Origin of the sequence: Vibrio tarriae (assembly GCF_002216685.1) — a bacterium.
GTDB classification, from domain to species: Bacteria; Pseudomonadota; Gammaproteobacteria; order Enterobacterales; family Vibrionaceae; genus Vibrio; species Vibrio tarriae.
In genome coordinates, this window is the sequence record NZ_CP022352.1 from 972,015 (window position 1) to 998,202 (window position 26,188).

Consider the following 26,188-nt stretch of genomic DNA (forward strand, 5'->3'; position numbering starts at 1 on the left):
TGAAGTGGCTCATAATAATCTTTGATACTTACATCAGCTTTGCATTACGCTAAGTGATGCATTTCCATAGCTGTGAGTACTGATATTTGGTTGCGTCCCGATGTTTTGGATTCATATAAAGCCAGATCGGCCCTTTTGTAGCTTTGGTCGGGCGATGTGCAAACATCGGTAACACCACCACTTAAGGTTACTTGCTGATGGTGTAATGAAGCGATATGCAGGCGTACGCGGTTAAGTACTTGTTCGGCTTCTTCAATGGAAGTGTAGGGGAAAATAATGGCAAACTCTTCTCCACCAATCCGTGCGATAAAATCCGATTCACGTAACTGATCTTGGATGCCTTTAGCAACAGTCCGTAACACCAGATCCCCTTCGTTGTGCCCGAATTTGTCGTTAATGCGTTTAAAGTGGTCTATATCAATGATAGCAAGGCAGCTCTGGGCTTGATCGGGATAACGGCGACGCTTAGCGCACTCTAACGAGATGGTTTGATCGAATTTACGTCGATTCCACAAGTCGGTTAACGAATCTTTTTCACTCAGCTCACGCAGGCGATTCTCTAGCGCCTTGCGATGTGAAATATCCACAAAAGAGGCAACGTAGAATTGAATGACATTGTTTTCATCGCGGATGCTTTGAATACGGAGAATTTCGGTGATGCTTTCGCCATCTTTGCGTTTGTTGATCACTTCACCTTCCCATACGCCATTGTCTTGCAGAGCTTTCCACATCTGCATATAGAACTCGACTTTGTGTAATCCAGAAGCAAAAATGGACGGCTGCTTACCTTTGACATCTTCAAAAGTGTAACCACTTAGGCGGGTAAATTCGTTGTTTACTTTGATGATGCGATTCTGACGGTCGGTAATGACCACCGCTGACATGCCATCCATCGCTGCCCGAGCCAATTTACTGTCAAGGCTATTTTTCAAATGGTTGATGTTCCATGCCGCAAATCCAGCCGCAATGATAGAGAGTAGCGATAACACCGTCACCGCTTGACTCATCAGTGCCCAGCGCGCATTCGCATAGATCTTATCTATTTCTGCCTTATTGATGCGCAGTACCAATACCAAAGGTTTAAAGTCAGGTAAGACAGAACTGAGATCCACTTTGATATAGCTAAACCAGGTTTGATTGGATAGAGCAAAGCCTTGTTGGTTGAGTTGGATTTTTTGCCAAAGCTCTGGGTGTTGGGCTGAAAAGTGGAGGGAAGAGGTTGAACGCGTACCGGATGGCTTGTGTTCACTGAGCAGTAATTCTCCTGCCGAATTCAAAATATCTGGTGAATCAAACTGATCATAAATAAAAGAGAGACGTTGATAGAGAGACTGTAGCTTCACCGTCACGACGAGAAAACCTTGCCGTTGGCCTTGATGCTCAATGCCCGTCACAAAACGAAAGGTCGGCAGCATACCAGAAGGCGTTTCTGCTGACATCGCCACTTGCGTTGCCCACACTTGAGGCGTAGTGAGTTGGGCGTATTGAGCCACAATTTGTTGACTGAACGGATCTGAGGTTTGGGCTGATTCCACAAAGGCGACTTGGTGACCATCGTAAATCGCTTTGAGTTGTTCTTTTCCTTGTCTATCCAGCAATCTGAATGAAGAGAAAATCGCTTGCGATCTTAACGTCACATCCCACAATGTTTTGAGTTGACTGAGTGCTTCTTTGGTTGGTGTGGTGACAGCCGTGAATAAAAGGTCGTTTTTGGCTAACAGTTGGGTGGCTTGGTGTGTGCTTTCCAGCATTCGTAACAAGTCATGCTGACTGAACTCAAGCTGTAAGCGAGTCTGTTTTTCAACGCTGCTGACCGCTTGAGTCTCAAGCTGGCTAGCGGCATGTATGAAATACAGTGTAGGAATGAAACCAAGTACAAACGCAACAATGGCAAATTGTATGAAATATTTACGGGCAGAAGAGTACATAATTCGATGTATAAGTCGTTGAGTGCATACTATAGAACGAATTAAATGAGATTTCGCTTCCAAAAAATCACTTCGTGCGCTTGATCATGGTTTGCATCAGCCAATAAACGAACGGCGTTCAATTTTTCAGCAGAAATTACAATAAAGAGTTTCAATAAAGCTATGCAAGCGTCATTTACATTGTAAATCTCATATTCACTCAGATAGTCGATTGGAAAGAAGTTCTGTGAGTTGTGATTGAGCATGAGATCACCATGAAGTGTGTCTTTACTTCAAAAAATCTTTTTATCAGAAGATTTCTGGTCAAGCTTTGTTCAAATATCCCGCTATATTGATAAGAAAGTAAGATTCGTCGCATTTTCATGTCAATGACGTTGCGCTAGAGAAATTTTACGAGCGGGGGAAAATGAAAAAAATACTCATGCTACTCGTGCTGATACTCGGATTAGGTGGAGCAGGTGCGGGATTTTATCTGTTTTATCTCAAACCGCAGATGGATGCGGAAGCGGCTAAAGCCAATGAAGTACCTGAAACTGCGCCTGAGGCTCCTGCAGAGCCAACTCCTGCTATGGAAGCTAAACCTGAGATTATGGATTTTTATGTCGATGCGGTGACATTAAGCATTCGTGAGCAACCCGATCCCAATGCTTATCCGGATGTTGATAAGCAACTCTATCGTGGTGACAAGGTTCATTTGCTTGAAAAAAAAGGGGGATGGGGGCGTATTTCGGATTATTACGTGTATGAGGAAGGGGGGCCTGAAGTGGCAGAGTGGATCCCCTTAGAAGGATTGACCGTCGAACCACCGGTGATTACGCCAGAAGAGCGCACTAAAACCTTAACCGGCTACATCGAAAATTCGGATGATTTTCTTTTGCATCAAGAAAAGTTCCTGACTACAACCGATACCTTATTAAAAGAGGGAAATTGCTCGCCCAAAGATTTTGAAGAGCTCGGAGGCTGGGTGCGCTCAGTCACTTTCGGAGAGCAGCCGGTGTATTTTATCTATTGTGGAGGCTTGAGTCAGGCACATAAGATCTACCTGAACGTGCAAACTGGCCAAATTTTCTATCGCTAGATCACATTTTTTCACTTGAGCTTCACTGAGCATCGGCCTAAACTGCCTTCTTGTCTAAGAGGCGAGAGCTGAAGTCATGTACTTGCGTGTCCTGATCCAGTGTTGGTTTGCTTTACTTGCGATGGTACTTCCTTCGCAGGTTTTTGCTTATGCGCTGGAAAGTGAAGCAAGCTCCACATGCCCAGAAGCCAGCATTTCGACAAATCCGACCCTTGACTCTGATTGGCTTTTGAGTTCAGCACCACAGCCTGCCATACCGAGTTCGCAGTCGCATGTTAGTCATAGTGCTTATGCCATTTTAAATCATTCGCGTCATGCCCCGACACAACGTCTTCTCGTAGGGTGTGGCTCTGATCTGCCGTTGGACGCTGATTTTGATGAGCCCCAATTAGGCACTTCTCACAGTCGGCCGCTTTTTGTTACAACAACCAACTACTGCAACCGAAGTTACGACTTTTTCACCTCCTCTCACCGACTTGCGGGTTGGAAAGAGAGTAACGCTATGTATGTAGCGCTCAACAGCCAATTCTAACGTTCCCATATTCATTTTTTAGTGTGACATTGTCACTTGTTGAATCACTCAGTTTAGGCTGAGAGGGAACTATGAAGAAAAAAACACAAAATCAGGCTGCAAAACGCCTGATCAACCACTATTCCGCTTGGAAGTATGTGGTTCTGGTGACCACCATCATCATTCTAACCTTAAGTGCTATTCCTACTTGGTATGGCGAACAACCTTCTATTCAGTTGCAATCTAAAGATGCAACGAGTGTATTACGCAACGTTCCTGAGCTGGCGCAACTGCTCAATAAGCAAAATATTCAGGCCGATGAAATTACCCAACAAGGGGATAACACCACCTTGGTTTTTGCCAACGAAACGCAGCAGTCACAAGCCAGAAATGCACTGGATGCGCTTGTGAAAGAAGGGGATACCATCACCTATTCTTATGTGTCTGTTGCGCCAAAGTGGCTAGGCAATTTGGGTTTTTCACCCATCAAATTAGGCTTGGATTTACGCGGGGGCGTACAGTTTCTGCTGAATGTGGATGTCGATAAGGCCTTCCAAGAACAGCGCGACAGTATGATGGATGCAGTAAAAGACTCGCTGCGTACAAAGCGTTTGCGCGGTGTTGCAGTACAAGCGATGGGTAATGATGCTTTTGAGGTCAAAACTGAACAGCCGCAAGCCTTGAGCCATGTACGCAAATACTTGCAAGAAAATTATCGAGGCTGGGAGATTCGTCAAGGCTCAGATCAGTTGCAGGTTCAGCCATCACAACAAAATAAATCAGAGTTTCAAACCGCGACGATTCAACAGAACTTGAAAATCATGCGTGATCGGATTGAAGAACTTGGGATTACAGAAGCTCTGGTTCAACGTCAAGGTGAACATGCGATCCGTATCGAGCTGCCCGGTGTGCAAGACCCCTCACAGGCGAAGAATGTGATTGGTGCGACCGCAAGTTTGGCGTTTTATGAAGCAAAATCTCCAACGGATGCGCGCAGTTACGACGATTTAATCCTAGAAGATGGCAATGGACGTCCTGTGATTCTGGCCAAACGTCCAGTGTTGAGTGGCGAGCATATCGTCAATGCCCGTGCGGGTGTGGACAACATGGGTATGTCTGAGGTGAACATTTCACTGGATCACGCAGGCGGCAAAATCATGAGTGATTTTTCCGGTAAACACATTGGTAAACCGATGGCGACCGTCTATCGCGAATATAAAACCAATGCGCGTGGCGAAACCGTTCGCAGTGAGAAAGTGATCAGCGTTGCCACCATTCAATCTCAATTGGGGAGCCAATTTCGTATTACGGGCGCAGGTTCAATGGAAGAAGCACAGCAGCTCGCCCTACTGTTGCGTGCAGGCTCGCTGACGGCACCTGTCACCATTGTTGAAGAGCGCACCATCGGTGCTTCTTTGGGTGAAGAAAATATTGCCAACGGTTTTTGCTGCTTTGGCGCTTGGTATGGCAATGACGCTGACTTTCATGGCGCTTTGGTATCGCCGTTTGGGTTGGGTGGCAAACGTCGCTTTGTTGGTCAACATGGCTTGCTTGTTGGGTCTGATTGCTTTATTGCCAGGGGCAGTATTGACCCTACCAGGTATTGCAGGTTTGGTGTTAACCGTGGGTATGGCGGTGGATACTAACGTGCTGATCTTTGAACGTATTCGCGACAAACTCAGTGAAGGGCGTAACTTCGCACAAGCTATTGATACCGGTTTTGACAGTGCTTTCAGCACGATTTTAGACGCCAACATTACCACCATGATCACGGCAGTCATTCTGTATTCGATTGGTAATGGTCCTATCCAAGGCTTTGCTTTGACTTTGGGCTTAGGCCTACTCACCAGCATGTTCAGTGGTGTATTCGCTTCACGAGCATTGATTAATTTGGTTTGGGGACGCGATACGCGTCGTGATGTGAGGGTATAAGCCATGGTTGACTATTTAAAATCTCGAATCCGTCCGATTCGCTACATCACTGGCATTATTTCAGTCTTATTGATGGTGATCTCGCTAGGGGCTTTTGCAATCAAAGGCTTGAATATGGGCTTAGATTTCACCGGCGGGATGGTCACGGAAGCGATCATTAATCACTCGGTGACCAAGTCTCAGCTGATGGATCAATTACAGCCGGTACTGGGGGAGTCGGTTTCTGCCACGCCTTCGGGAGAAGAAGGGCGTTGGGTGATCCGTTATCCACTACCCGCTGAAGATGCTACGCCTGTAGACATTGCGACAGAGCTGCATCACATCTCAGATCAAGTGCAAATTGTCAGTAACAGCATGGTGGGATCGCAAGTTGGACAAGAGTTGATCGATCAAGGCGGACTCGCTTTGTTGATTTGTCTGCTCTCAATACTGGGTTACTTGAGCTTTCGTTTTGAATGGCGTTTAGCGAGCGGAGCCCTACTAGCCCTGCTACACGACGTGATTTTGGTACTGGGTTTCTTTGCGATAACGCAAATGGAATTCAACTTGACGGTATTTGCTGCAGTCTTAGCGGTGCTCGGCTATTCATTGAACGACTCGATCATTATTTCGGATCGTATCCGAGAATTACTGCTAGCGAAGCAGCAGACGCCAACCGCAGATATTAATGACCAAGCCATTATTGCCACCTTCTCACGTACTATGGTGACATCCGGTACCACTTTGATGACCATTTCGGCACTTTGGCTAATGGGCGGTGCTCCGTTACAAGGTTTCGCCATCGCCATGTTTATCGGCGTAATTTCAGGGACTTGGTCATCGATTTCTATTGGTACTGTGTTACCTGAGTGGTTAGGGCTAGAGCCTAAACATTATCTTCCTGTCGAGTTAGATGCAGCTCCTTAGAGTTCTCAATAGCACCTTTCAAATCACGAATCCGTAATAAAAACATCCCATTTAAAGAATATCGCTCTGTAAATGGGATGTTTCATTTCAATAAAAAAGTGATCTCAAATCCTACCGAATACAGCAAAAGACCTCAAAAAATCGTACATGGAATAAGGGTTTTATGCGTTTTTCATTCACAAAAATTCATTATTTACCAATTTATCAAAAGATAAATGTTCAAATTATCGACTTAATTCACACTGGTTAAAAAGTAGACTTGTGTAACAGATTTCATATTCATATCACCCGTTTACGTTCGATTGGAGTATAAGTGTTATTGATTATTTAGTTGTATGTATTGTTTTTGGTGATGTGTATAGGGGTTAACAGTATGAAAATATTTTTATGTTGTGCAGCTGGCATGTCGACAAGCATGCTCGTCAGTAAGATGGAGCTCTCAGCAAAAGAAAAAGGGATCGATTGTGAGATTTCTGCACATTCTATTGCGGAGTTTGAGGACTGCTTGCAATGGAGTGATGTCTGTTTAGTCGCTCCACAGGTGAGATTCAAATATGAAGAATTTAAGCGCGCAGCGAATGAGCAGGGTAAAGGCTGCGGGCTTATAGACATGATGAACTATGGCTTATTGAATGGTGAAGCAGTACTTGAGCAAGCGATAGCACTTTTTAATGCACAACGTATTACAGCGGAGATCTAAGTCATGGCATTTTTCGACAAAATTTTAAAATTTATAGAAGAAGTAGTGGCACCTATAGCAGGTAAAATCTCTGCACAAAGACACGTCAATGCGATTAAGGATGGCTTTGTATCAACAATGCCATTTTTGATTGTGGGGTCGCTATTGCTTGTACTTGCTTTCCCTCCTTCTGAAGGTAATTTTTTCTTTGACGGCTGGCATGGACTCATTGACGTTATCGGAAAAGATAACATCATGGCGCCGTTCCAATTAAGCATGGGTATCTTCGCACTCTATGCAACGTTTGGTATTGCATTCAGCTTGGCTGAATCTTACAAACTGCGCGCGATGAACACTGGTATGTTGGCCATCTTCGCATTTTTACTTGCTGTTGCCCCTATGGTTAACGTCGAAATTGGTGGAGTATTACCGGGGGCATTCCTTGGCGGTACAGGTGCTTTTACTGCAATTCTTTGTGGTCTTTTAGTTCCTGAAATGCAACGCTTACTGATCAAATACAATATCCGTATCAAGATGCCAGATGCGGTACCACCAAAAATTTCTGCGTCATTTGACCTATTAATTCCGATTGTGTTTATCTCGATCATTATTATGTCAATCAACGTATTCTTGGCCCAATATAACCTCAAAATTCCATCAGCAATTATGCAGTTATTCCAACCTTTAGTGATGGCATCGGATAGTTATATTGCTTGTTTAATTGCAGTACTTATTGTTCAGATTCTGTGGTTTAGTGGTATTCACGGTGGTTCGGTTGTGGGCGGTATCATCGGACCAATGCTCCTGATCAACCTAGGTCTTAACCAATCGGCACTTGCTGCAGGTGAGCCTCTGCCAGCAATATTTATTAACCCTGTTATGGACTTCTTTATCTTCGTTGGTGGTGCAGGTGGTACTTGGGGTCTGGTTGTACTAATGATGCGCTCTAAAGCTACTCAGCTTAAAACAATCGGTAAAATGTCGATTGTTCCCGGAACATTTAATATCAACGAACCTGTTATTTTCGGTACGCCAATCGTGATGAACCCAATTTATTTCATCCCATGGTTACTGGCACCAACAATTAATACAACCATCGTATGGCTTGCATTTAAAACAGGATTTGTTGCAAAAATCATCGCTATTCCACCATGGACAATGCCAGCGCCAATCGGAGCAATTATTGCCACGAATTCGGGCACGGCCGCATTAGTCGTACTAAGTAGTGTGATTGTCAGTGCCTTAGTTTTCTACCCATTCCTTAAAATTCATGAACGACAACTACTGAAAGAGGAAAATGCACTCAGTGAAGCTGCAGCTGCAAATTCTGATAAAGCCAAGAGGAAATTAGATGAATGTCGAAATTAATAGCCCGCAGGATATAACCGAAGAATTTCTAATGATGCTGTTATGTCAGGTCGGTGAAGCACGCTCTTCTTGTATGGAAGCGATGGCCTTAGCTCGCAAAGAACAGTTTGCTCAAGCGCAGGAAATGTTAGGTGTTGCTGATAAAGCTCTGATTGCTGTGCATAAGTCACAAACTTCCCTTATTTCCTTTGATGAGGGAGCTGGTAAAGTTCCAATGACATTGATTCTGACCCATATTCAGGATCACATCATGACAACCATGTTATGCAGGGAAATGGCAGAAGAAGTCATTGCTATTCACAAAAAGCTAGAAAAGGTCGTTCAGTATGAAAAAGCGCATATTTGATTATACCTCCGAGGATTTTCGAAATGCTTCTCGCACACAGATCGTTGAGAGTATTCGAAATTCTGAAGGTCGAACTATCATGGTGGAAAACGTTGTTGCTATTACTCCGCCAATTGATGTTGTGTCCGGTGCGGAAATAGCTGCCGCTTTCGGGGCTGATATGATTACGTTGAACTGCTTAGACGTAATGAATCCAGCAATAAAAGTGCTTACCAATGATCCTGAAGAAGTGATGTCAATTGCTGAGATTAAACGGGCAACGGGGCGTCTGATTGGATGTAACCTTGAACCGATTCCTGATAACGTTAATCACGTTGATATTGGTCGAACGGTGACGAAAGAAACAGTCGAGCGAGCTATCGAATTAGGTCTCGATTATCTTATGTTGACTGGTAATCCAGGTAACTGCGTGACTCAGGAAACTATTCTGGAAGCTATTTCACTGGTACGTAGTGTTTCGCAAGATATCATTATCGTCGCAGGGAAAATGCATGCTGGTGGTGTAGGTAATGACTACAACCTGAGTATAGTGCCTGCCTTTGCTGAAGCGGGTGCTGACATAATGATGTTTCCTGCACCATACACCACCCCCGGTGTTGATCCAAGTCTAGCGCGTGAAATGATTCAAGCCGTACACAATGCCGGAATGCTTGGAATGCTCGCCATTGGTACTTCTCAAGAAGGTGCTGATGAGTCTTACATTCAGCAAGTTGCTTTGGCTGCAAAAGCTGCTGGTGCTGATATTGTTCATATTGGTGATGGTGGTTACAGCGGTATTGCTCCCCAGAAAATATCATGAAACTTGGTATTACTTTACGTGGTCGTCGCCATCAATATAAGCGCATGGCTAACAGACGTTAATTCATTCAATTTCATGTAACTATTGACGGATAATGTGGAGACACTTATCCGTCAACATTCATATTTTTATGATTCTCGTATCTGTAGTTTAGATCGCGAGGGATTCTTCTATGTGATTTACGATAGGATTTATATTTATGAATAAAGTTAAGTTTCCACTTAAATTATTAACACTAGCATTGGTTTCCCAATTTTCTTTTTCTTCACTTGCTTATGCTACAACGCCGCATCCTCAAGCTGATAAATTAGATTTGCTTTGGAAAGTCGTCGATCATGATATTGGCGAGAATATATTTCTTGGAAGTCTAACTATTACTAATAATGGGACGGAAGCGTTGAGTGATCAGGGTTGGTCTTTGTATTTCAACTCAGTTCGACCACCAGCCTCAGTGCTGCCTGATAGTGATCCTAATGGGTCAACGCGCGACAACAATTAGCATCCCAACATGTTTCTATCCGTAATGCAGATGTCGCCAAAAGCGGAGATTATTTCGTTCTTGAACCAACGAGAGGTTTCGCACCTATTTATCCTGGTGAATCTCGCGAAATAATGATCACAGCACAATATTGGCAAATGCTGAAAAATGATTCGCCGTCTGGTTTCCATATTTCATTCAACGGTACTGCTCCTCAAGCGGTGATGGTGGATGTGTTCATGGATCCCTCAAATCCAAAGCATACGCGACAAAGTATCCATGACATTAAGCCTGTTGAAACAGCAGCACTGCGCTTTGCTGAAAATACCTCGGACAAGCAAGTGGTCTCAATTAAGAATCAAGTTGTGCCACAGTTGCAATCGGTTGAACCGACAGATGGATCATTTTTGAACCTCTTAGGCTGGTTGGCCACAATTAATGCACCAGATAACTTGAAAAATGAAGCGCTGTACTTACAAAGTGCTCTGAAAGATCTAATTCAAGGTGACTTTCTCATTAACACCGTGAATCAGTATCCAGACCAACAAATTACTTTGAAGCTAAATCCTAACCTCGATACCGATGGTGACGGAAGTGCTGATAATGAAGGTTATAAACTCACCATTGATCCATTCAATGGCATTACTATTGAAGGGAAAGATGAAGCTGGGGTTTTCTATGGAATTCAAACGTTACGTCAGTTGATCCCATCGGATGTATATAAAAACTCCACTACGGCCTATAAAGAAAAAAATGCGGTGTTATCTGCGTTTAGTGCAAAAGATGCCCCTCGTTTCGAATATCGCGGTATGATGCTGGATGTATCAAGAAACTTCCAGAGCAAGGAAACCATTTTCAAACTCATTGATCTCTTGGCCTACTATAAGATCAATAAATTTGAATTAAACGTTGCGAATGATGAAGGCTGGCGACTTGAAATTCCAGGGATTCCTGAATTAACAGAGTTTGGTGCGAAGCGTGGCTATGATCTTGAAGAAGAGCAGATGCTGCACACCTTTATGGGCGCAAGTAACGGTTTTGCAGTCGGTGATGGCATTCAAGGTAAACCTGAAAATGTGACGGTTGCAAATAAGGGTGTTCCACCAAAGTATCAAGGGTTTGAAGTAGCTCAGCAAAACTTTTTAGGAGAAGGCTGGGGCTATTATACGGTTCAAGACTTTAAAGAAATCCTGAAATACGCGGCGGATCGCCATATTGATATTATCCTTGAATATGATTTTCCAGCACATGCGCGAGCTGCAATCAAAGCCATGGAGTACAGATACAACAAATATAAAGACACCGATCCTGTGGAAGCTAATCGCTATCGTTTGATCGACCCATTGAACGAATCACGTTATTACACACCACAATTTTACACCGACAATATGGTGAACCCGGCTCTTGAAAGCACATTCACTTTCTTGGAAAAAGTGATTAGTGAAACCAAGAAGATGTATGATTCCGTGCCTGAGGCTGAAGTGACACGTTTACACGGTGGTGGTGATGAGCTTCCACATCTTGGGCCAAATGAATGGTGGGCGAAATCTCCATTAGTGCAGCAAAACCCAGTGACAGCGGGTAAATCGGATGCCGAGTTGTTCGACTATTTCTTTACACGCTGGGCATCCATTATTCGTCAAAATGGTTTCCAAGTCGCAAGCTGGGGTGATGTGTTAACCCACAACGGCACGGGTAACGCTAACTATGGTGAACTATTCCCATTATTCTGGAATAACGTTTGGGGTTGGGGGAATGAACACCAATCTTATGTGTTCGCCAATAAAGGCTATAAAGTTGTTCTTTCACATGCAACCAACCTTTACTTCGATCTTGCTTACACCAAACACCCTGACGAAGTCGGGTACCACTGGGCGGGATATACAGATACGAAAAAGGCTTTCGAATACAGACCATTTAATATCTATGCCAACGGTAAAACCGATAAGTTAGGCAACCCAGTGGCGTGGAATCCTGATTGGGTTCATCTCACCGAGGAAGGTAAGAAAAATGTGGTGGGCCTTCAAGGGCAGCTTTTTGGTGAGAACTTAAAATCGCCAGAAATCATGGAATATCTGACATTCCCTAAACTGCTTGGTGTTGCAGAGCGTGCTTGGGTGACAGATATGCCGATTGAAGATGCACCGGATGCAACAGGCAAAACGTCTATGGATCGAGCGTGGGATACATTCTCTAATACGCTTGGGCAATATGCATTGGATAAACTTGAATACATCCAAGTTGTTGATATTTATAATCAAGTGCCGAGCACACATGGTGTGAATTATCGTGTTCCTTTACCTGGTGCTGTGATTGAACAAGGCAAACTGAAAATCAATAACCGTTTCCCTGGTTTAACAACGCAGTATTCATTGGATGATGGGCAAACATGGATTCCTTACTATGGACCTGTCGATGTCAACCATGTCGCGAAAGTGCAAGTTCGGTCGGTAACTGCTTCTGGTCGAAGCAGTCGAACGGAATACATTCCTCAATAAGCATTATTGCGCGTAGGAATAGCCAGCTTAGTTCCCCCTAAGCTGGCTTTGTTTTTATTCTGTTAAACGTAGAAAGGGTAGTTTTATAGATAGGAAATTATAAGCTTTGGATTATATAGAGCTGATAAAATTATTTAGTTAAGTAGATTCTTAATTAAAAATTCTTATTGGAATTCTGAATCATGTAATCGATAGTTTTGATATTTATTTTTGATCTCAATCTTGTTGCTAATAAAAACTTATGAGAACAGATTAACTTTTGTATCTTACTGAAAACGTTATGCATTTCATTAGGTATGACAATGTCATTAATTCATATTCCTTTACTTTCATGGTTATATATTTACTTTGGTGTTTATTGCCATTTCATTGAAATGTAGATTTAGATCAACTTTTTAAAAAATACACAGAACTGAATTTGAAATGTCATAAACCTGGATTAGGTTTAAAGATAACAAGTAAATTGAATTAGCCTATCTAATTGATTGTTTAATAAATAATTTAAAGAAGGCGATGACTTGTTATTACACATTAGTTTTTAATTTTGAGCGTAATATGCCTGCGACTATTGATGATGTAGTTAATTTATCTGCCGCTTTAGTCGAACAGGCACGAGTTAGTATTGCTGTTGAGAATGGAGTCTTGAATGAGAAAAATCGCTTTGATCACAGGATCGAAAGGCGGGATTGGTTCTGCAATTTCAACCCAGTTGGTCAGTGAAGGTTATCGAGTCATTGCCACTTACTACACGGGCAATTACCAATGTGCGTTAGATTGGTTTAATGAAAAACAATTTACCGAGGATCAAGTACGCCTCTTAGAGCTAGACGTCACCAATACCGAAGAGTGTGCTGAGCGTTTAGCCCAACTGCTTGAAGAAGAAGGCACCATTGATGTGGTGGTTAATAACGCAGGTATCACGCGTGACAGTGTGTTCAAGAAAATGCCCCATCAAGCATGGAAAGAGGTCATAGATACTAACCTCAATAGCGTATTCAATGTCACCCAGCCTTTGTTTGCCGCTATGTGTGAAAAAGGGTTTGGTCGAATCATCAATATCTCCTCGGTTAATGGTCTCAAAGGTCAGTTTGGTCAAACTAACTATTCGGCTGCCAAAGCTGGGATGATTGGTTTTTCTAAAGCATTAGCTGCAGAAGGCGCACGCTACGGTGTGACGGTTAACGTGATTGCACCCGGCTATACGCTGACGCCAATGGTTGAGCAAATGCGCGCTGAAGTTTTGCAATCCATTGTGGATCAAGTGCCCATGAAACGCTTGGCTAAGCCGGAAGAGATAGCCAATGCCGTCAGTTACTTAGCCAGCGATGCCGCCGCCTATATCACAGGGGAAACCTTGTCGGTGAACGGCGGCTTATACATGCGCTAAGTAGGAGGAAATATGGAAAAGATCTATATCGTGGGCGCAAAGCGCTCAGCTATCGGAGCTTTTGGTGGTTCACTTAAAGAGTGTTCGGCAGGTGCTTTGGCAGGGCAAGTCATCCAAGCCGCTCTTGAAGCCGCACAAGTCAAACCTGAAGCTGTTGATGAAGTGATTGTTGGTAACGTTGTGAGTGCCGGACAAGGCATGGGTGTTGGGCGTCAAGCGGCTTTAGCAGCTGGCGTTCCACAGTCGGTTCCAGCTTACAGCATCAATATGGTGTGTGGCAGTGGGATGAAATCGGTGATGGATGCAGTTGCGCACATCAAAGCGGGGGATGCTTCTGTCGTTGTGGCTGCTGGTGTTGAGGTCATGTCACAAATCCCATTTGTTACGCCTGCCAGCTTACGAGATGGGCAGAAAATGGGAGCGTTTGAAGTAAAAGATCTGCTCATTCATGACGGTTTGACCGATGTTTTCAATCAATATCACATGGGTGTGACGGCAGAAAATATCGCCAAACAGTTCGACATCGCTCGTCAAACACAAGATGAGTTTGCGCTGGCAAGCCAAATGAAAGCGACAGCGGCTATTGAGGCCGGACACTTCAAGCGAGAAATTGTGCCTATTTCGGTCAAAAAACGCCGTGAAACCGTCGTGTTTGATACGGATGAATACCCCAAACCGACGACCACGTTGGCAGCATTGCAAGGCTTGCGCGCTGCGTTCGATGCTCAAGGTACGGTTACCGCAGGTAATGCTTCTGGAATTAACGATGGTGCCAGTGCGGTGATTATCGCCAGTGAAAGTGCGGTAAAAAAACTAGGCTTAACCCCTATCGCAGAAATTATGAGTTATGCACAAACAGGGTTGGATCCGAAAGTCATGGGTTTAGGGCCTGTGAGTGCAGTCACTCAAGCATTAGCGAAAGCAGAATTATCTATCACTCAGGTTGATCTGTTTGAACTTAACGAAGCGTTTGCTGCTCAAGCATTAGGTGTCGTTTACGGTTTAGCTGAGCAACACGCGATTCAACCTGAGGCGATTTTAGAAAAAGCCAACGTTAATGGCGGTGCCATTGCGTTAGGGCATCCACTAGGGGCATCGGGTAACCGCATTCTGGTGACTTTAATTCATGAATTACAGCGTCGCCAAAAACACTATGGCGTTGCTTCACTCTGCGTCGGCGGTGGCATGGGCACCGCGATCGTGATTAAAACAGTTTAACTTTAGATTCATTCACTAGGAGATAACGTATGTACACGGAATTTTTTAAAACATTCAGCGATCAAACTGAGAAGAACTTCGAACCGTATATCAAGTTCAACAAGTTGGTGACCAAGAATGTTGAAGTGCTGACTGAGCTACAACTCAATGCCATCCGCACTTATAGCGAGTTAGGTCTGGCGCAGATGAAAGCTGCCAGTGAAATCAAGGATGTAACCTCTTTAACTGCATTTAACTCACAGCAGTTAGGCGTGCTGAATAAACTCTCTCAGCAAATGATGGATGACAGCAAAAAACTGCAAAACATCGCGAAAGAGTTTAAAGATGATGTAGAAAAACTTGCCTCTGAAAACCTTAAGACAGTGACCCCTGCGTAACACTGTATTTCGCGCCGCCTACGGGCGGCGCTTTTTTCTGTTTTAAGGAGTAAGTGTATGTTCCAACATGCCTTTACGGACTACCTTGTCCAATTACAACAAGTGAATCAGCGTTGGTGGAAAGAGGTCGAACAGAGCAAAGCCGCCGTGAATTCCCCACTCAATAAAGCGATGCAAGAAGTGAATCTGGAAGACTCGCTCAAGTTCTTTGAGCAAGCCGCCAATCAACCTGCAGCTCTGCTGAAAGTGCAAACCCAATGGTGGGAGCAGCAACTCCAGATTTGGCAAAAAGTGGTGCTTGAGTCGAAAATTCAATCCATCATGGAAGCCGAAAAAGGGGATAAGCGTTTTAGCCATGAAGCGTGGCAGCAAGATCCTTTCTTCAACTTCATCAAACAATCCTATCTGCTGTTCAGTAAGACTTATCTTGACACGATCAATGCTATCGAAGGTCTTGATGAAAAAGCCAAAGAGCGGATTTTGTTCTTCTCTCGTCAGATGATCAATGCGCTTTCTCCGAGCAATTTTATTGCGACGAACCCAGAGTTGCTGCGTCTAACCTTAGAGAAAAACGGTGAAAACTTGATTGCGGGTCTTGAGCAACTGAAAGAGGATGTCGCGTCCAGTGCCGATATTCTCAAAATCCGCATGACCAACAATAATGCTTTCCGCCTTGGTGAAGATGTGGCTAACACGCCGGGTGAAGTGGTGTTCAAAAATGAGGTGTTTGAGCTTATTCAATACAAACCTCTGACTGAGCAAGTGGCAGTAACGCCACTGTTGATCGTTCCGCCTTTTATCAACAAATACTACATTCTTGATTTGCGTGAGAAAAACTCCATGGTGCGCTGGCTAGTCGAGCAAGGACACTCTGTGTTTATGATCTCATGGCGTAATCCGGGAGCAGCGCAAGCTCAACTCAATTTTGAAGACTATGTGCTCGAAGGCGTTGTTAAAGCGGTGAATGCGATTGAATCGATCACTGGGCAAGAGCAGATCAACGCGGCAGGTTACTGCATTGGTGGAACAGTATTAGCGACAACCATCGCTTACTACGCGGCTAAACGCATGAAAAAACGCATCAAAACCGCGAGCTTTTTCACCACTTTGCTGGATTTCTCTCAACCGGGAGAAGTGGGAGCCTACATCAACGACACCATTATTCGAGCCATTGAGCTGCAAAATAATGCCAAAGGCTATATGGATGGCCGCTCACTCAGCGTGACATTCAGTTTGCTGCGTGAAAATAGCCTGTACTGGAATTACTACGTGGACAACTACCTGAAAGGGCAGAGTCCGGTTGATTTTGATCTTCTGTACTGGAATAGCGACAGCACTAACGTGGCAGGTGCTTGCCATAACTTCTTGTTACGAGAGCTCTATCTTGAGAACAAGTTGGTTCAGGGCAAGGGCGTGAAAGTCGGTGGTGTCTGGATTGATTTAGATAAAATCAAAGTGCCGAGTTATTTCATTTCTACCAAAGAAGATCACATCGCTCTGTGGCAAGGCACTTACCGCGGCGCATTGCGTACGGGGGGTAACAAAACCTTTGTGCTGGGTGAATCTGGGCATATTGCGGGAATCGTTAACCATCCTGACAAACGTAAGTATGGTTACTGGGTTAACGACACCTTGGATGATTCTGCGGAAGATTGGCTGGAAACGGCTCAGCACCGAGAAGGTTCATGGTGGGTGCATTGGAATGAGTGGTTAAACGGCTTTGCAGATGGCAGCAAAGTTGAACCTTATCCATTAGGCAATGCCGACTATCCGGTGTTGTACAGTGCACCGGGTGAGTATGTAAAACAGGTGTTACCCATCCAAGAAGCTTAAAAGTAACGCCACCTTGGGGTGGCGTTATTCTTGCTCAAAATACTTGTTCTACCTGAAGCGGCAGCGGTGTTGGTTACGTTCTTTAGGCTCACCACATTGATTGCCTGTGTTCATGGGAGAGGAAGCTACTTCCCGCCTAACTAACTACAACGCCAAGTAGTTCGTATAGGATGTCAAATATCCTGCCGATTTATTATTTCCATTAAGATTTTTTACGCACGAAGCATCACTGACAGGCAGAGTTGGTCATTTCGTTGGGCAAGATTGAGGTGGTCTACTACATTCTTATTATGGAATGAGCAATGAGATGATGATAAACAGGCTGCACTATGAAATCGGTAAATATCGAATGGAACGTCAATCTAAGGCAGGCATTTTTTTGTATCGCAAGAGCGCTCGACTCGGTCGGTGTGGATGATATCAATCACGGGCATCGTGTCGGTTATATGGCCTATTCTTGTGCTCAAGCCATGGAGTGGAGCGAAGAGGAGTGTCAACTGGTGTTTGCGCTGGGTTTGATCCATGACTGTGGCGTGGCTCAGAAGCGTGATTTCTATCGTTTACTCGAAAATATGCAACCCGACAATACCCAGCAGCATTGCGTGCGAGGCAATGAGTTGCTGTCGAATTGTCCACCGCTTGCGCCGTTTGCGGATGCGATTTTGTACCACCATACACCTTGGGATGAGCTGAAAAATATGGCTATTTCGGATCGAAACAAACGGTTCGCGGCGTTGATTTTTTTAGCGGATAGAGTGGATTACCTTAAAGAGCTCTATCCAAGAGATGAGTATGGCAATGTGACTCAGGAAGCTCGTAATCAAGTCTGTTTAGAAATTGGCCGATTAAGCGGAAGCTTGTTCGAGCGTGACTTGGTACGCACCATGCAACATTTGCTGAGTAAAGAGTTCATCTGGTTTTCAATGGAGCATCATCATATTGAAGCGATGGGTCACAATTTGCCATCCACCCCATTTTTTGAGCAGAAGTTGGGGGTGGAAGAGATCATGTCTATCGCGATGTTGATGGCAAACGTGGTGGATGCGAAAAGTCAGTTCACTTTTCAGCATTCGCAAAAAGTGGCAGAGCTCTGTCAGCACTTAGCGAAAGAGCTAGGGCTGAACGTGGAGATGCAAAAAGCCCTTTACCTGACAGGATTGGTTCACGATATCGGCAAGCTGCACACCCCAGAAGAGATCTTGCATAAACCCGGTAAACTCAACGAGAGCGAGTATCTTTGTATTCAACGCCATTCGACCGACTCTCGCTATACCTTGCAAATGGTGTTTGGCCAATCTGTGGTGTGTGAGTGGGCAGGAAACCACCATGAGCGTTTAGATGGTTCGGGTTACCCAAGAGGACTCCAAGGGTCGGCGATTGATCTGCCTTCACGGATCATTGCGATTGCGGATGTGTTTCAGGCGCTCACTCAAGCAAGGCCATATCGCGGCAGCATGTCGCTCAATGAGGTGATGAATATCATGCGTCACGAAGTGAGTTGTGGTCGGTTAGATAGCCAAGTGTTTGATGTGATTGTGCGCAATAGCCAGCAATACTATCAGCTCTCGATAGCGGAAAGCCCAACCGAATGGGCATAAAAAATCCGGTGCGAATAGCACCGGATTTTCTCTCTCTGCATTCCTATTTGTCTTTCGTCATGGCGAGCAAGCCAATTGAGACGACGGCAACCCCAAGGAAACCGGCCAGAATGATGACTGGCATGGCGCTGTAACCGAGCACGTGCCAAAAAATCGATTCAAGAGTACTCATAGTGGCTCTCCTTATTGCCAGCCTTCAACACCATGCATATCGGGTAGGTTGTGTGCGATGCCTTTATGGCAATCCACACAGGTTTTTTCACCAGAGGCGAGTGCGGTCGAGTGTTGCTTCGCTGCTCGGCTACTTTGCTCAGAAAAATCCATGTAGTTGAACTGGTGACAGTTTCGACATTCCAACGAATCGTTCTTTTTCAAGCGTGCCCATTCGCGTTCGGCTAAGTGTGCGCGGCGTGCTTGAAACTTTTCTGGTGTATCAATCGTGCCGATAAAATGTGCCACCAATTCCTTGGAGGCTTGCACTTTACGCACAATTTTATCCGTCCATTCATGGGGAACATGGCAGTCAGAACAGATGGCGCGAACCCCAGAGCGGTTGGAATAGTGAATCGTCTCTTGGATTTCGGCCACAATCGGCGCGTGACAGCCCGAGCAAAACTCTTCGCTGTTGGTCGCTTCCATTCCCGTATTGAAGGCGCCCCAAAATAACAGGCCGCCGACAAAACCCATCAGCAAAACCACACCCACGGCGGCTTTACTTGGGCTCGATAAACGAAGCCAAAACGCTTTAAGAAATTTCATAAATGGCCTCTTTTCGGTTAACGAAGTGAATCAACGCGTTCGAAATCGTTCTCAACCAGCGGTTTTGCATCCGCCTGAGGGACGTGACACTGTAAACAGAAGTAGCGGCGTGGAGAGACGTCCGACAGTACCGCATCTTCGCGGTTCACAAAGTGAGTGACACTGATCTTGGTTGCGCCCATTTCTTTGGCGTTTTTCCAACTGTGGCAAGCAAGGCACTTGTTGGCGTTCAACGATACTTCATAGTTGCGAATGTTGTGCGGGATGAGTGGTGGTTGATACACAAAATCACTCTCTAGCGCTTGTTCGCGTGGGTATTTCTTCATTGGATCAGCGGCGCGAGTCGCTTCAATTTCTGTTGCTCCGCGCAGTGATTCTAGACCTCCGATACCGCCTGGATTGTTCAGCTCAGCATGAGCAATGCCAGCCAGTACGGTAAACACTGAAAGTAAGGCAATGAGTTGTTTTTTCATCGTAAATTCTCCGCCTTGCGGCTTAATACTTGGTCTGGGCTGACGGGCAGCCCAGTGCAATCAGGGTTACGCGACTTTGGTGATCTTAACCGGACACTTCTTGAAGTCAGTCTGCTTCGAGAGTGGGTCGGTCGCATCGAGGATCAACTTGTTGACCAAAATGCGAGCATCAAAGAAAGGCACGAACACCAAGCCTTTTGGCGGCTTATTACGACCGCGAGTTTCTACGCGCACTCGAACTTCACCACGCGAGTTGGAGATCAGCACTTCATCGCCACGGCGTAAACCGCGCGCTTGCGCGTCTTCATGGTGCATAAAGCACAGTGCATCTGGTACCGCTTTATACAGCTCAGGAACACGACGGGTCATAGTGCCTGTGTGCCAGTGCTCAAGAACACGGCCAGTACAGAGCCATAAATCGTACTCTTCATTCGGCATTTCTGGCGGCGCTTCATAAGGCGAGGAGATGATCCACGCTTTGCCATCCGGTTTGCCGTAGAAATCCCAACCTGAACCGGCTTTGGCATAAGGGTCAGAGCCTTCTTTAAAGCGCCATTTAGTTTCTTTGCCATCGACAACCGGCCAACGCAGACCGCGTACTTGGTGGTAAACATCGTAAGGCGCTAAATCGTGACCATGGCCTCGGCCGAACTCGGCATACTCTTCAAATAGACCTTTTTGGATATAGAAACCAAAGTGGTGGGCATCATCGTTGAGTTCACGTGCTTCGCTCAGTGGGAACTTGTCCACCTGACCGTTTTTGAACAGCACGTCATACAGGGTTTTGCCACGGTATTGCGGTGCTTTTGCCAGCAGTTCTTCCGGCCACACTTCTTCGACTTTGAAGCGTTTTGAAAACTCAATCACTTGCCATGAATCTGAGTGAGATTCACCGATAGTCTTCACTTGTTGATACCACACTTGGGTACGACGCTCGGCGTTGCCGTACGCGCCTTCTTTTTCTACCCACATGGCGGTTGGCAGAACAAGGTCAGCCGCTTGCGCCGTTACGGTTGGGTAAGCATCCGATACCACAATGAAGTTTTCAGGGTTGCGGTAGCCCGGTAAACGCTCTTCATTGATGTTTGGACCGGCTTGCATGTTGTTATTACATTGCACCCAGTAACAGTTCAGTACGCCGTCTTTGAGCATGCGGTCTTGCTGCACCGCATGGAAGCCTGGTTTTGGTGGGATAGTGCCTTCAGGCAATTTCCACACTTTTTCGGCAATCGCACGGTGTTTAGGGTTAGCGACCACCATGTCGGCTGGCAGACGGTGTGCAAAGGTACCCACTTCACGCGCCGTACCACAGGCTGATGGCTGCCCCGTCAGTGAGAATGGGCTATTGCCTGGGGTGGCGATTTTGCCAGTAAGCAAGTGCAGGTTGTACACCAAGCTTTGCATCCAAACACCGCGAGTATGTTGGTTCATCCCCATGGTCCAGAGTGACATCACTTTGGTGTTTGGATCGGCATACTGCTTTGCGAGCGTGATCAGTTTATCCGGTGATACTCCGGAAATTTCAGACGCTTTTTCAACCGTGTAAGGCGCAACCGATTTTTTGTACTCTTCAAACGAAATATCGCTGACATCACCGGAGTTGGCGTTTTTCGCCTTTTTCTGTAGAGGGTGATCGTCACGCAGACCGTAACCGATGTCCGTGACCGCTTGTTTGAAATGGGTGTGCTTGTTGACAAAGTCCCAGTTCACCGCATCGTTTTGAATGATGTAGTTGGCGATGAAGTTGGCAATCGCTAAGTCAGACTGTGGGTGGAAAATGTAGCCATGATCCGCCAACTCAAAAGAACGGTGGTAATACGTTGAGAGCACATTCACTTTGACATGAGGATGACTTAGGCGACGGTCAGTAATGCGTGTCCAGAGCACTGGGTGCATTTCCGCCATGTTGGAGCCCCAAAGCACAAACGCATCGGCGTGTTCAAAGTCGTCATAACAGCCCATCGGCTCATCAATACCAAAGGTACGCATAAAACCCACAACCGCAGAGGCCATACAGTGACGCGCGTTCGGGTCAATGTTGTTAGAACGAAAGCCCGCTTTCATCAGCTTCACCGCCGCGTAGCCTTCCATCACTGTCCACTGGCCAGAGCCGAACATGCCGACGCTGGTTGGGCCTTTGGCTTTAAGCGAGGCTTTCCATTTTTCCGCCATCACATCAAATGCGGTATCCCAAGAGACAGGGGTAAAGTCACCATCTTTGTGGTATTGGCCATCTTTCATGCGCAGCAGCGGCGTTTTTAAGCGATCTTGGCCGTACATGATTTTGGAAAGGAAGTAGCCTTTAATGCAGTTAAGGCCTTTGTTCACTGGCGCTTCAGGGTCACCTTGAGTTGCGACAACGCGACCATCTTGGGTACCGACCAGCACAGAGCAACCTGTACCACAAAAACGACAAGGCGCTTTGTCCCAATGAATCGCGGTTTGATCGGAGCTAGCGATCAAGTTGGTGGCAGAAGCGGGGAGGGTGATCCCTGCAACCGCCGCAGCTGAGGCGGCTGCGTTTGCTTTCACAAACGCACGTCTGGTCATTTTCATACATTACCCTCGAGTTCAGAAAAGGTATTTCCAGTGTGTAATAGTTCGTCTTCCGTTACCGTCTCTACCTGATGAAACACCAGAAAAGCGTTGAGCACATTGGGAAGATTATTGATATGTTCTATGGTTTCGGTGATGAAGCCTTGACGATCGGTTTCAATCACCACGACGAGTTTGCCTTGCGGATCCTCGCCGTAAATTTCCACATCACGCAGCTCGCTCATCTGCTGTTTCACTGTGAGCAAATGCTCTGGCAAGGTGTGAACCACCAAGCTGGAAATGTGTACTTCGTGCAGTGAAGCTGAGGGTTGTGACATCTTGCTCTCCAATTTATCCACGCTGTTTAAGCGATGTGTTGGGTGTAGTGAACCGTCATTGCGTTACTGGGACAAACCGAAACGCAAGCTCCGCAACCGGAGCACAGGTCGTTGTTAACCTGCGGGCTTGCGGTGCGGCCGATTTGCAAAGCAAAATGAATCGCCTCTTCTGGGCAGGCATCTTGGCAAGAGCGGCACTCCACTTGCTGTTGAGCCAAACAGTGATGGGCAATGTGCACCTCTGCTTGCCATGGCGCTTCGTTTTGCGCCACGAAGAGTGGCTCCGGACAGATCTGTGCGCACTGGTAACAAAACGTGCACTCATCCATCGAAAAATTAACAGTGGGAAAGCCGCCATCGCCTTTTTCGATAATGTGAGTTTCACACGCGGTAACGCACTTGCCGCAGCGAGTACATTCATCGGTAAACGCGTGTGGACGCGCTAACCAAGGCAGCCGAACTTGGCTTTGGTTGGGCTGACGATTCGGAGTGAACCAACGTCGTTTATTTAAGTCGACCATGTTTTTCTCCACACCTGTTCACAACCTGCCATATTTCCACACACAAATTGTAGTTTTTGACATATTTGTATAAATACCTCTTAGGAGGTAAATGGGGTGGTGGATTGTTTTGGATCAATAAATTAACCTGCTCGTTTCGGATAGTGTGTAGCCCTAAAGAGGTGGAAGCTTGGTTATCAATCAGAGAGACACTGCATTGTTCAGTTCAGTACGACATTCATTAACCCGTACTATGGCGAAAGCCATGTTATTGATTTTGTTTCTCTCGGCATTGACGACTGGGGTTGCCATTGTCACTTTGGCGTCTTCTTTGAATGATGCAGAAGCGGTGAACGTTTCCGGCTCTATGCGCATGCAGAGTTATCGTTTGGCGTATGACATCCAAGCTCAATCCCATGACTACAAGGCGCACATTTTTCTGTTTGAAAACTCACTGTACTCACCCTCCATGCTCGCTTTGCTGGACTGGACGGTACCCAGTGACATTCAACAAGATTACTACCAATTAATTGAACGCTGGCATGAGCTCAAAAAAGTGCTCAATAGTGACCAAAAAGCGCAATATCTTGACCAAGTCGCGCCTTTTGTCAGCTTAGTAGATGGCTTTGTACTCAAGTTACAGCGCTTTTCTGAGCGTAAATTGATTGCGTTAGCCGCAGTAGGCAGTTTTGGTTTAGGTGGGATTTTTGCGGTATCCCTATTTGTGGTTTATTACATCCGCGAGCAAGTGGTCAGGCCGCTCAATGCCATGGTCGATGCCAGCGAAAAGATCAAAAATCGAAATTTTGATGTCACGCTGGAGGAAACCAGCAGCACTGAAATGGGGATCCTCAGCCGAACGTTTAACAGTATGGCAGGCGATCTCGGCAAACTTTATCGTGGGCTAGAGCACGCAGTGAATGAGAAAACCTACAAGCTGCAAATGGCCAATCAATCGCTGCAGCTCTTGTATCACTCTTCGCAAGAACTGACGGCTTCAAGGATCACGGCGAGTAACTTCCAAACCATTTTGCGTCATTGGGTCGCGTTGGAAGGGATTTGTGCTCTTCGATTAGAAATTGAAGAGGAAGCCGGCAAGCCATTGATTTTGCAAGAAGGGAAGCCAAGTGGCGCCGCGATGTTACAAACGCCACTCACTTTAGATGGCCGCCATCTTGGCTTTTTGTATTGGGAAGCGGGCTCGCCTGAGCCAGATCGGGCTCTGATTGATAACTTTGCGCTGATATTGTCGCGCGCGATTTACTACAATCAAGCGCAGCGCCAAGCAGAGCAACTACTGTTAATGGAAGAGCGAGCCACTATAGCGCGAGAACTGCATGATTCGCTTGCGCAATCGCTCTCATATTTGAAGATCCAGTTGACCTTGTTGAAACGCTCAGTTATGCCTCTAAAACCTTGTGGAGATTTGAGTAAGACTGAAAGCATCATCAGCGAGATTGATAAAGGTCTGTCGGATGCTTATACACAGCTGCGTGAACTACTTACCACCTTTCGCCTAACCTTAACCGAAGGCAGTTTTGGTCAGTCTCTACTGGGCATGCTGACCCAGCTTTCGGGGCAAACGGAAGCGAAAATTGAACTCAATAACGCGCTTTCCTCGATTGCGTTGGATGCTCATCAGCAAGTGCATTTGGTGCAGTTGATTCGTGAAGCAACGATTAACGCGATAAAGCACGCTAAAGCCACTAAAATTAATGTCAACTGCCAAGAGCAGCAGGGGCAAGTCCAAGTCACGATTGAAGATGATGGGGTTGGCTTCGATCCGCAAGATTACAAGCTCAACCATTATGGTATGAGCATAATGCAAGAACGCGCCGCCCGTTTACGTGGCGAATTAAAGGTTGAATCCGCTCCGGGTAAAGGCTGCAAAGTGGTGCTGACTTACCAACAAAGCGAGGAGAAAAATAAAAATGAGTTGTAGAGTCCTTTTAGTGGATGATCACCCGCTGATGCGCCGCGGTATTAACCAGTTATTGAGCTTTGAAAAGGAGTTTGACGTAGTGGCTGAAGCAGGTAATGGCGCAGAAGCCATTGCGTTAGCCCACGATTTGCAACCGGATTTAATCTTGCTCGATCTCAATATGAAAGGGATGTCGGGATTGGATACACTGACCGCGCTGCGCACCGATGAGTGTGATGCTTACGTGGTGATCCTCACGGTTTCAGACAGCGCCGCAGATATTGAAGCATTAGTCAAAGCGGGGGCTGATGGCTATCTCCTCAAAGATACTGAGCCGGATCAACTGGTGGCGCTGCTTAAACAAGCTATGCAAGGCGAAAAAGCTTTTAGTGAGTCGGTCGAACGCTACCTTTTAAATCGCGAGCATACGAGTAATCCTTTTGAAGCACTGACGGAACGCGAAATGCAAATTATGTCAGAAGTGGCAAAGGGTTATCGCAATCGACAAATCGCCGACCGCCTGTTTATTTCTGAATCTACCGTCAAAGTGCACATGAAAAGCTTACTGAAAAAGCTCGATGTGCCGTCACGCACCGCCGCCACGATTCTTTATCTAGAGCGGTATGCTAACTGATAGTGAAAGCTTTCCCCTGAGCGAGAGCGTTGAACGGGTATATACTTACGGGTAACGATGACCTAAGGTGTTCAACCCTTCCTACTTGAAGC

22 protein-coding genes and 2 pseudogenes are annotated in these 26,188 nt (G+C 45.8%); 17 read left to right on the forward strand and 7 right to left on the reverse strand.

Features of this window, described 5'->3' with window-relative positions:
* Nucleotides 1–44 precede the first annotated feature (44 nt).
* Nucleotides 45–1,928: a sensor domain-containing diguanylate cyclase gene (locus tag CEQ48_RS04900; RefSeq protein WP_089070454.1), complete on the reverse strand. Its 1,884-nt coding sequence runs from the start codon at nucleotides 1,926–1,928 to the stop codon at nucleotides 45–47.
* Between the two features lie 421 nt (nucleotides 1,929–2,349).
* On the opposite strand from CEQ48_RS04900, the gene CEQ48_RS04910 reads away from it, so the two are divergent.
* From CEQ48_RS04910 to CEQ48_RS04975, 15 genes and pseudogenes are all read left to right on the forward strand, one after another.
* Nucleotides 2,350–3,006, forward strand: a complete 657-nt coding sequence (locus tag CEQ48_RS04910; protein WP_198301139.1) for an SH3 domain-containing protein — start codon at nucleotides 2,350–2,352, stop codon at nucleotides 3,004–3,006.
* Between the two features lie 76 nt (nucleotides 3,007–3,082).
* Nucleotides 3,083–3,538, forward strand: coding sequence for a hypothetical protein (locus tag CEQ48_RS04915; RefSeq protein WP_089070457.1), 456 nt, complete (start codon nucleotides 3,083–3,085; stop codon nucleotides 3,536–3,538).
* 71 nt (nucleotides 3,539–3,609) lie between these two features.
* A pseudogene (gene secD / locus CEQ48_RS04920) lies at nucleotides 3,610–5,449 on the forward strand (protein translocase subunit SecD).
* Between the two features lie 3 nt (nucleotides 5,450–5,452).
* Nucleotides 5,453–6,355, forward strand: a complete 903-nt coding sequence (gene secF, locus CEQ48_RS04925) for a protein translocase subunit SecF (RefSeq protein WP_089070458.1) — start codon at nucleotides 5,453–5,455, stop codon at nucleotides 6,353–6,355.
* Between the two features lie 373 nt (nucleotides 6,356–6,728).
* Nucleotides 6,729–7,055, forward strand: a complete 327-nt coding sequence (locus tag CEQ48_RS04930) for a PTS sugar transporter subunit IIB (protein ID WP_005507415.1) — start codon at nucleotides 6,729–6,731, stop codon at nucleotides 7,053–7,055.
* 3 nt (nucleotides 7,056–7,058) lie between these two features.
* Nucleotides 7,059–8,402 (forward strand): PTS sugar transporter subunit IIC, encoded by a 1,344-nt coding sequence (locus CEQ48_RS04935; RefSeq protein WP_089070459.1) that lies wholly within the window; start codon nucleotides 7,059–7,061, stop codon nucleotides 8,400–8,402.
* Complete coding sequence (locus CEQ48_RS04940; RefSeq protein WP_001100169.1) at nucleotides 8,386–8,748, forward strand: PTS lactose/cellobiose transporter subunit IIA; 363 nt, start codon at nucleotides 8,386–8,388, stop codon at nucleotides 8,746–8,748. The genes CEQ48_RS04935 and CEQ48_RS04940 overlap by 17 nt, the downstream gene beginning before the upstream one ends.
* Nucleotides 8,729–9,609 (forward strand): annotated as a pseudogene (locus CEQ48_RS04945) (DUF7916 family protein). Before CEQ48_RS04940 ends, CEQ48_RS04945 begins: the two are co-directional and overlap by 20 nt.
* 137 nt (nucleotides 9,610–9,746) lie before the next feature.
* Complete coding sequence (locus tag CEQ48_RS20390) at nucleotides 9,747–10,046, forward strand: hypothetical protein (protein WP_232477808.1); 300 nt, start codon at nucleotides 9,747–9,749, stop codon at nucleotides 10,044–10,046.
* Nucleotides 10,047–10,249: 203 nt separating this feature from the next.
* Nucleotides 10,250–12,523 (forward strand): family 20 glycosylhydrolase, encoded by a 2,274-nt coding sequence (locus CEQ48_RS04950; protein WP_232477835.1) that lies wholly within the window; start codon nucleotides 10,250–10,252, stop codon nucleotides 12,521–12,523.
* Between the two features lie 646 nt (nucleotides 12,524–13,169).
* Nucleotides 13,170–13,910, forward strand: a complete 741-nt coding sequence (locus CEQ48_RS04955; protein ID WP_089070460.1) for an SDR family oxidoreductase — start codon at nucleotides 13,170–13,172, stop codon at nucleotides 13,908–13,910.
* A 12-nt stretch (nucleotides 13,911–13,922) separates the two neighbouring features.
* Nucleotides 13,923–15,128, forward strand: a complete 1,206-nt coding sequence (locus tag CEQ48_RS04960; protein WP_089070461.1) for an acetyl-CoA C-acetyltransferase — start codon at nucleotides 13,923–13,925, stop codon at nucleotides 15,126–15,128.
* Nucleotides 15,129–15,157: 29 nt separating this feature from the next.
* Complete coding sequence (locus tag CEQ48_RS04965) at nucleotides 15,158–15,505, forward strand: phasin family protein (protein WP_000287820.1); 348 nt, start codon at nucleotides 15,158–15,160, stop codon at nucleotides 15,503–15,505.
* A gap of 57 nt (nucleotides 15,506–15,562) precedes the next feature.
* Nucleotides 15,563–17,338, forward strand: coding sequence for a class I poly(R)-hydroxyalkanoic acid synthase (locus tag CEQ48_RS04970; RefSeq protein ID WP_089070462.1), 1,776 nt, complete (start codon nucleotides 15,563–15,565; stop codon nucleotides 17,336–17,338).
* Nucleotides 17,339–17,667: 329 nt separating this feature from the next.
* On the forward strand, nucleotides 17,668–18,936 hold the full coding sequence (locus CEQ48_RS04975) for an HD-GYP domain-containing protein (RefSeq protein ID WP_089070463.1): 1,269 nt from the start codon (nucleotides 17,668–17,670) through the stop codon (nucleotides 18,934–18,936).
* A 43-nt stretch (nucleotides 18,937–18,979) separates the two neighbouring features.
* Here CEQ48_RS04975 and CEQ48_RS04980 read toward each other — a convergent pair whose 3' ends face one another.
* The 6 genes from CEQ48_RS04980 to napF form a co-directional block, all read right to left on the reverse strand.
* Complete coding sequence (locus tag CEQ48_RS04980) at nucleotides 18,980–19,108, reverse strand: TIGR02808 family protein (RefSeq protein WP_000105479.1); 129 nt, start codon at nucleotides 19,106–19,108, stop codon at nucleotides 18,980–18,982.
* A gap of 11 nt (nucleotides 19,109–19,119) precedes the next feature.
* Entirely contained in the window at nucleotides 19,120–19,695 is a 576-nt protein-coding gene (locus tag CEQ48_RS04985; protein ID WP_000670286.1) for a NapC/NirT family cytochrome c, read from the reverse strand.
* A 17-nt stretch (nucleotides 19,696–19,712) separates the two neighbouring features.
* Nucleotides 19,713–20,168, reverse strand: coding sequence for a nitrate reductase cytochrome c-type subunit (locus tag CEQ48_RS04990; RefSeq protein WP_000744358.1), 456 nt, complete (start codon nucleotides 20,166–20,168; stop codon nucleotides 19,713–19,715).
* 66 nt (nucleotides 20,169–20,234) lie between these two features.
* On the reverse strand, nucleotides 20,235–22,724 hold the full coding sequence (napA, locus tag CEQ48_RS04995) for a periplasmic nitrate reductase subunit alpha (RefSeq protein WP_089070464.1): 2,490 nt from the start codon (nucleotides 22,722–22,724) through the stop codon (nucleotides 20,235–20,237).
* Nucleotides 22,721–23,041, reverse strand: a complete 321-nt coding sequence (locus CEQ48_RS05000) for a chaperone NapD (RefSeq protein ID WP_181715215.1) — start codon at nucleotides 23,039–23,041, stop codon at nucleotides 22,721–22,723. Before CEQ48_RS05000 ends, napA begins: the two co-directional genes overlap by 4 nt.
* Before the next feature lie 26 nt (nucleotides 23,042–23,067).
* The gene (napF, locus tag CEQ48_RS05005) at nucleotides 23,068–23,562 is read right to left on the reverse strand and encodes a ferredoxin-type protein NapF (protein ID WP_198301092.1); all 495 of its coding nucleotides are present in this window, start codon (nucleotides 23,560–23,562) and stop codon (nucleotides 23,068–23,070) included.
* A 232-nt stretch (nucleotides 23,563–23,794) separates the two neighbouring features.
* Here napF and narQ point away from each other — a divergent pair, with 232 nt between their 5' ends.
* Nucleotides 23,795–25,483: a nitrate/nitrite two-component system sensor histidine kinase NarQ gene (gene narQ, locus CEQ48_RS05010; protein WP_232477836.1), complete on the forward strand. Its 1,689-nt coding sequence runs from the start codon at nucleotides 23,795–23,797 to the stop codon at nucleotides 25,481–25,483.
* Nucleotides 25,473–26,096 (forward strand): response regulator, encoded by a 624-nt coding sequence (locus CEQ48_RS05015; RefSeq protein WP_089070468.1) that lies wholly within the window; start codon nucleotides 25,473–25,475, stop codon nucleotides 26,094–26,096. Before narQ ends, CEQ48_RS05015 begins: the two co-directional genes overlap by 11 nt.
* Nucleotides 26,097–26,188 lie beyond the last annotated feature (92 nt).

Coding starts and splice junctions, on each gene's coding strand:
- CEQ48_RS04985 (WP_000670286.1), bottom strand. CDS start 19,695: ATGAAATTTCTTAAAGCGTTTTGGCTTCGTTTATCGAGCCCAAGTAAA.
- CEQ48_RS04900 (WP_089070454.1), bottom strand. CDS start 1,928: ATGTACTCTTCTGCCCGTAAATATTTCATACAATTTGCCATTGTTGCG.
- CEQ48_RS05000 (WP_181715215.1), bottom strand. CDS start 23,041: ATGTCACAACCCTCAGCTTCACTGCACGAAGTACACATTTCCAGCTTG.
- napA (WP_089070464.1), bottom strand. CDS start 22,724: ATGAAAATGACCAGACGTGCGTTTGTGAAAGCAAACGCAGCCGCCTCA.
- CEQ48_RS04915 (WP_089070457.1), top strand. CDS start 3,083: ATGTACTTGCGTGTCCTGATCCAGTGTTGGTTTGCTTTACTTGCGATG.
- CEQ48_RS04970 (WP_089070462.1), top strand. CDS start 15,563: ATGTTCCAACATGCCTTTACGGACTACCTTGTCCAATTACAACAAGTG.
- CEQ48_RS04965 (WP_000287820.1), top strand. CDS start 15,158: ATGTACACGGAATTTTTTAAAACATTCAGCGATCAAACTGAGAAGAAC.
- CEQ48_RS04950 (WP_232477835.1), top strand. CDS start 10,250: ATGGTGGATGTGTTCATGGATCCCTCAAATCCAAAGCATACGCGACAA.
- CEQ48_RS04955 (WP_089070460.1), top strand. CDS start 13,170: ATGAGAAAAATCGCTTTGATCACAGGATCGAAAGGCGGGATTGGTTCT.
- secF (WP_089070458.1), top strand. CDS start 5,453: ATGGTTGACTATTTAAAATCTCGAATCCGTCCGATTCGCTACATCACT.
- narQ (WP_232477836.1), top strand. CDS start 23,795: ATGGCGAAAGCCATGTTATTGATTTTGTTTCTCTCGGCATTGACGACT.
- CEQ48_RS05015 (WP_089070468.1), top strand. CDS start 25,473: ATGAGTTGTAGAGTCCTTTTAGTGGATGATCACCCGCTGATGCGCCGC.
- napF (WP_198301092.1), bottom strand. CDS start 23,562: ATGGTCGACTTAAATAAACGACGTTGGTTCACTCCGAATCGTCAGCCC.
- CEQ48_RS04980 (WP_000105479.1), bottom strand. CDS start 19,108: ATGAGTACTCTTGAATCGATTTTTTGGCACGTGCTCGGTTACAGCGCC.
- CEQ48_RS04960 (WP_089070461.1), top strand. CDS start 13,923: ATGGAAAAGATCTATATCGTGGGCGCAAAGCGCTCAGCTATCGGAGCT.
- CEQ48_RS04975 (WP_089070463.1), top strand. CDS start 17,668: ATGAAATCGGTAAATATCGAATGGAACGTCAATCTAAGGCAGGCATTT.
- CEQ48_RS04990 (WP_000744358.1), bottom strand. CDS start 20,168: ATGAAAAAACAACTCATTGCCTTACTTTCAGTGTTTACCGTACTGGCT.
- CEQ48_RS20390 (WP_232477808.1), top strand. CDS start 9,747: ATGAATAAAGTTAAGTTTCCACTTAAATTATTAACACTAGCATTGGTT.
- CEQ48_RS04935 (WP_089070459.1), top strand. CDS start 7,059: ATGGCATTTTTCGACAAAATTTTAAAATTTATAGAAGAAGTAGTGGCA.
- CEQ48_RS04930 (WP_005507415.1), top strand. CDS start 6,729: ATGAAAATATTTTTATGTTGTGCAGCTGGCATGTCGACAAGCATGCTC.
- CEQ48_RS04910 (WP_198301139.1), top strand. CDS start 2,350: ATGCTACTCGTGCTGATACTCGGATTAGGTGGAGCAGGTGCGGGATTT.
- CEQ48_RS04940 (WP_001100169.1), top strand. CDS start 8,386: ATGAATGTCGAAATTAATAGCCCGCAGGATATAACCGAAGAATTTCTA.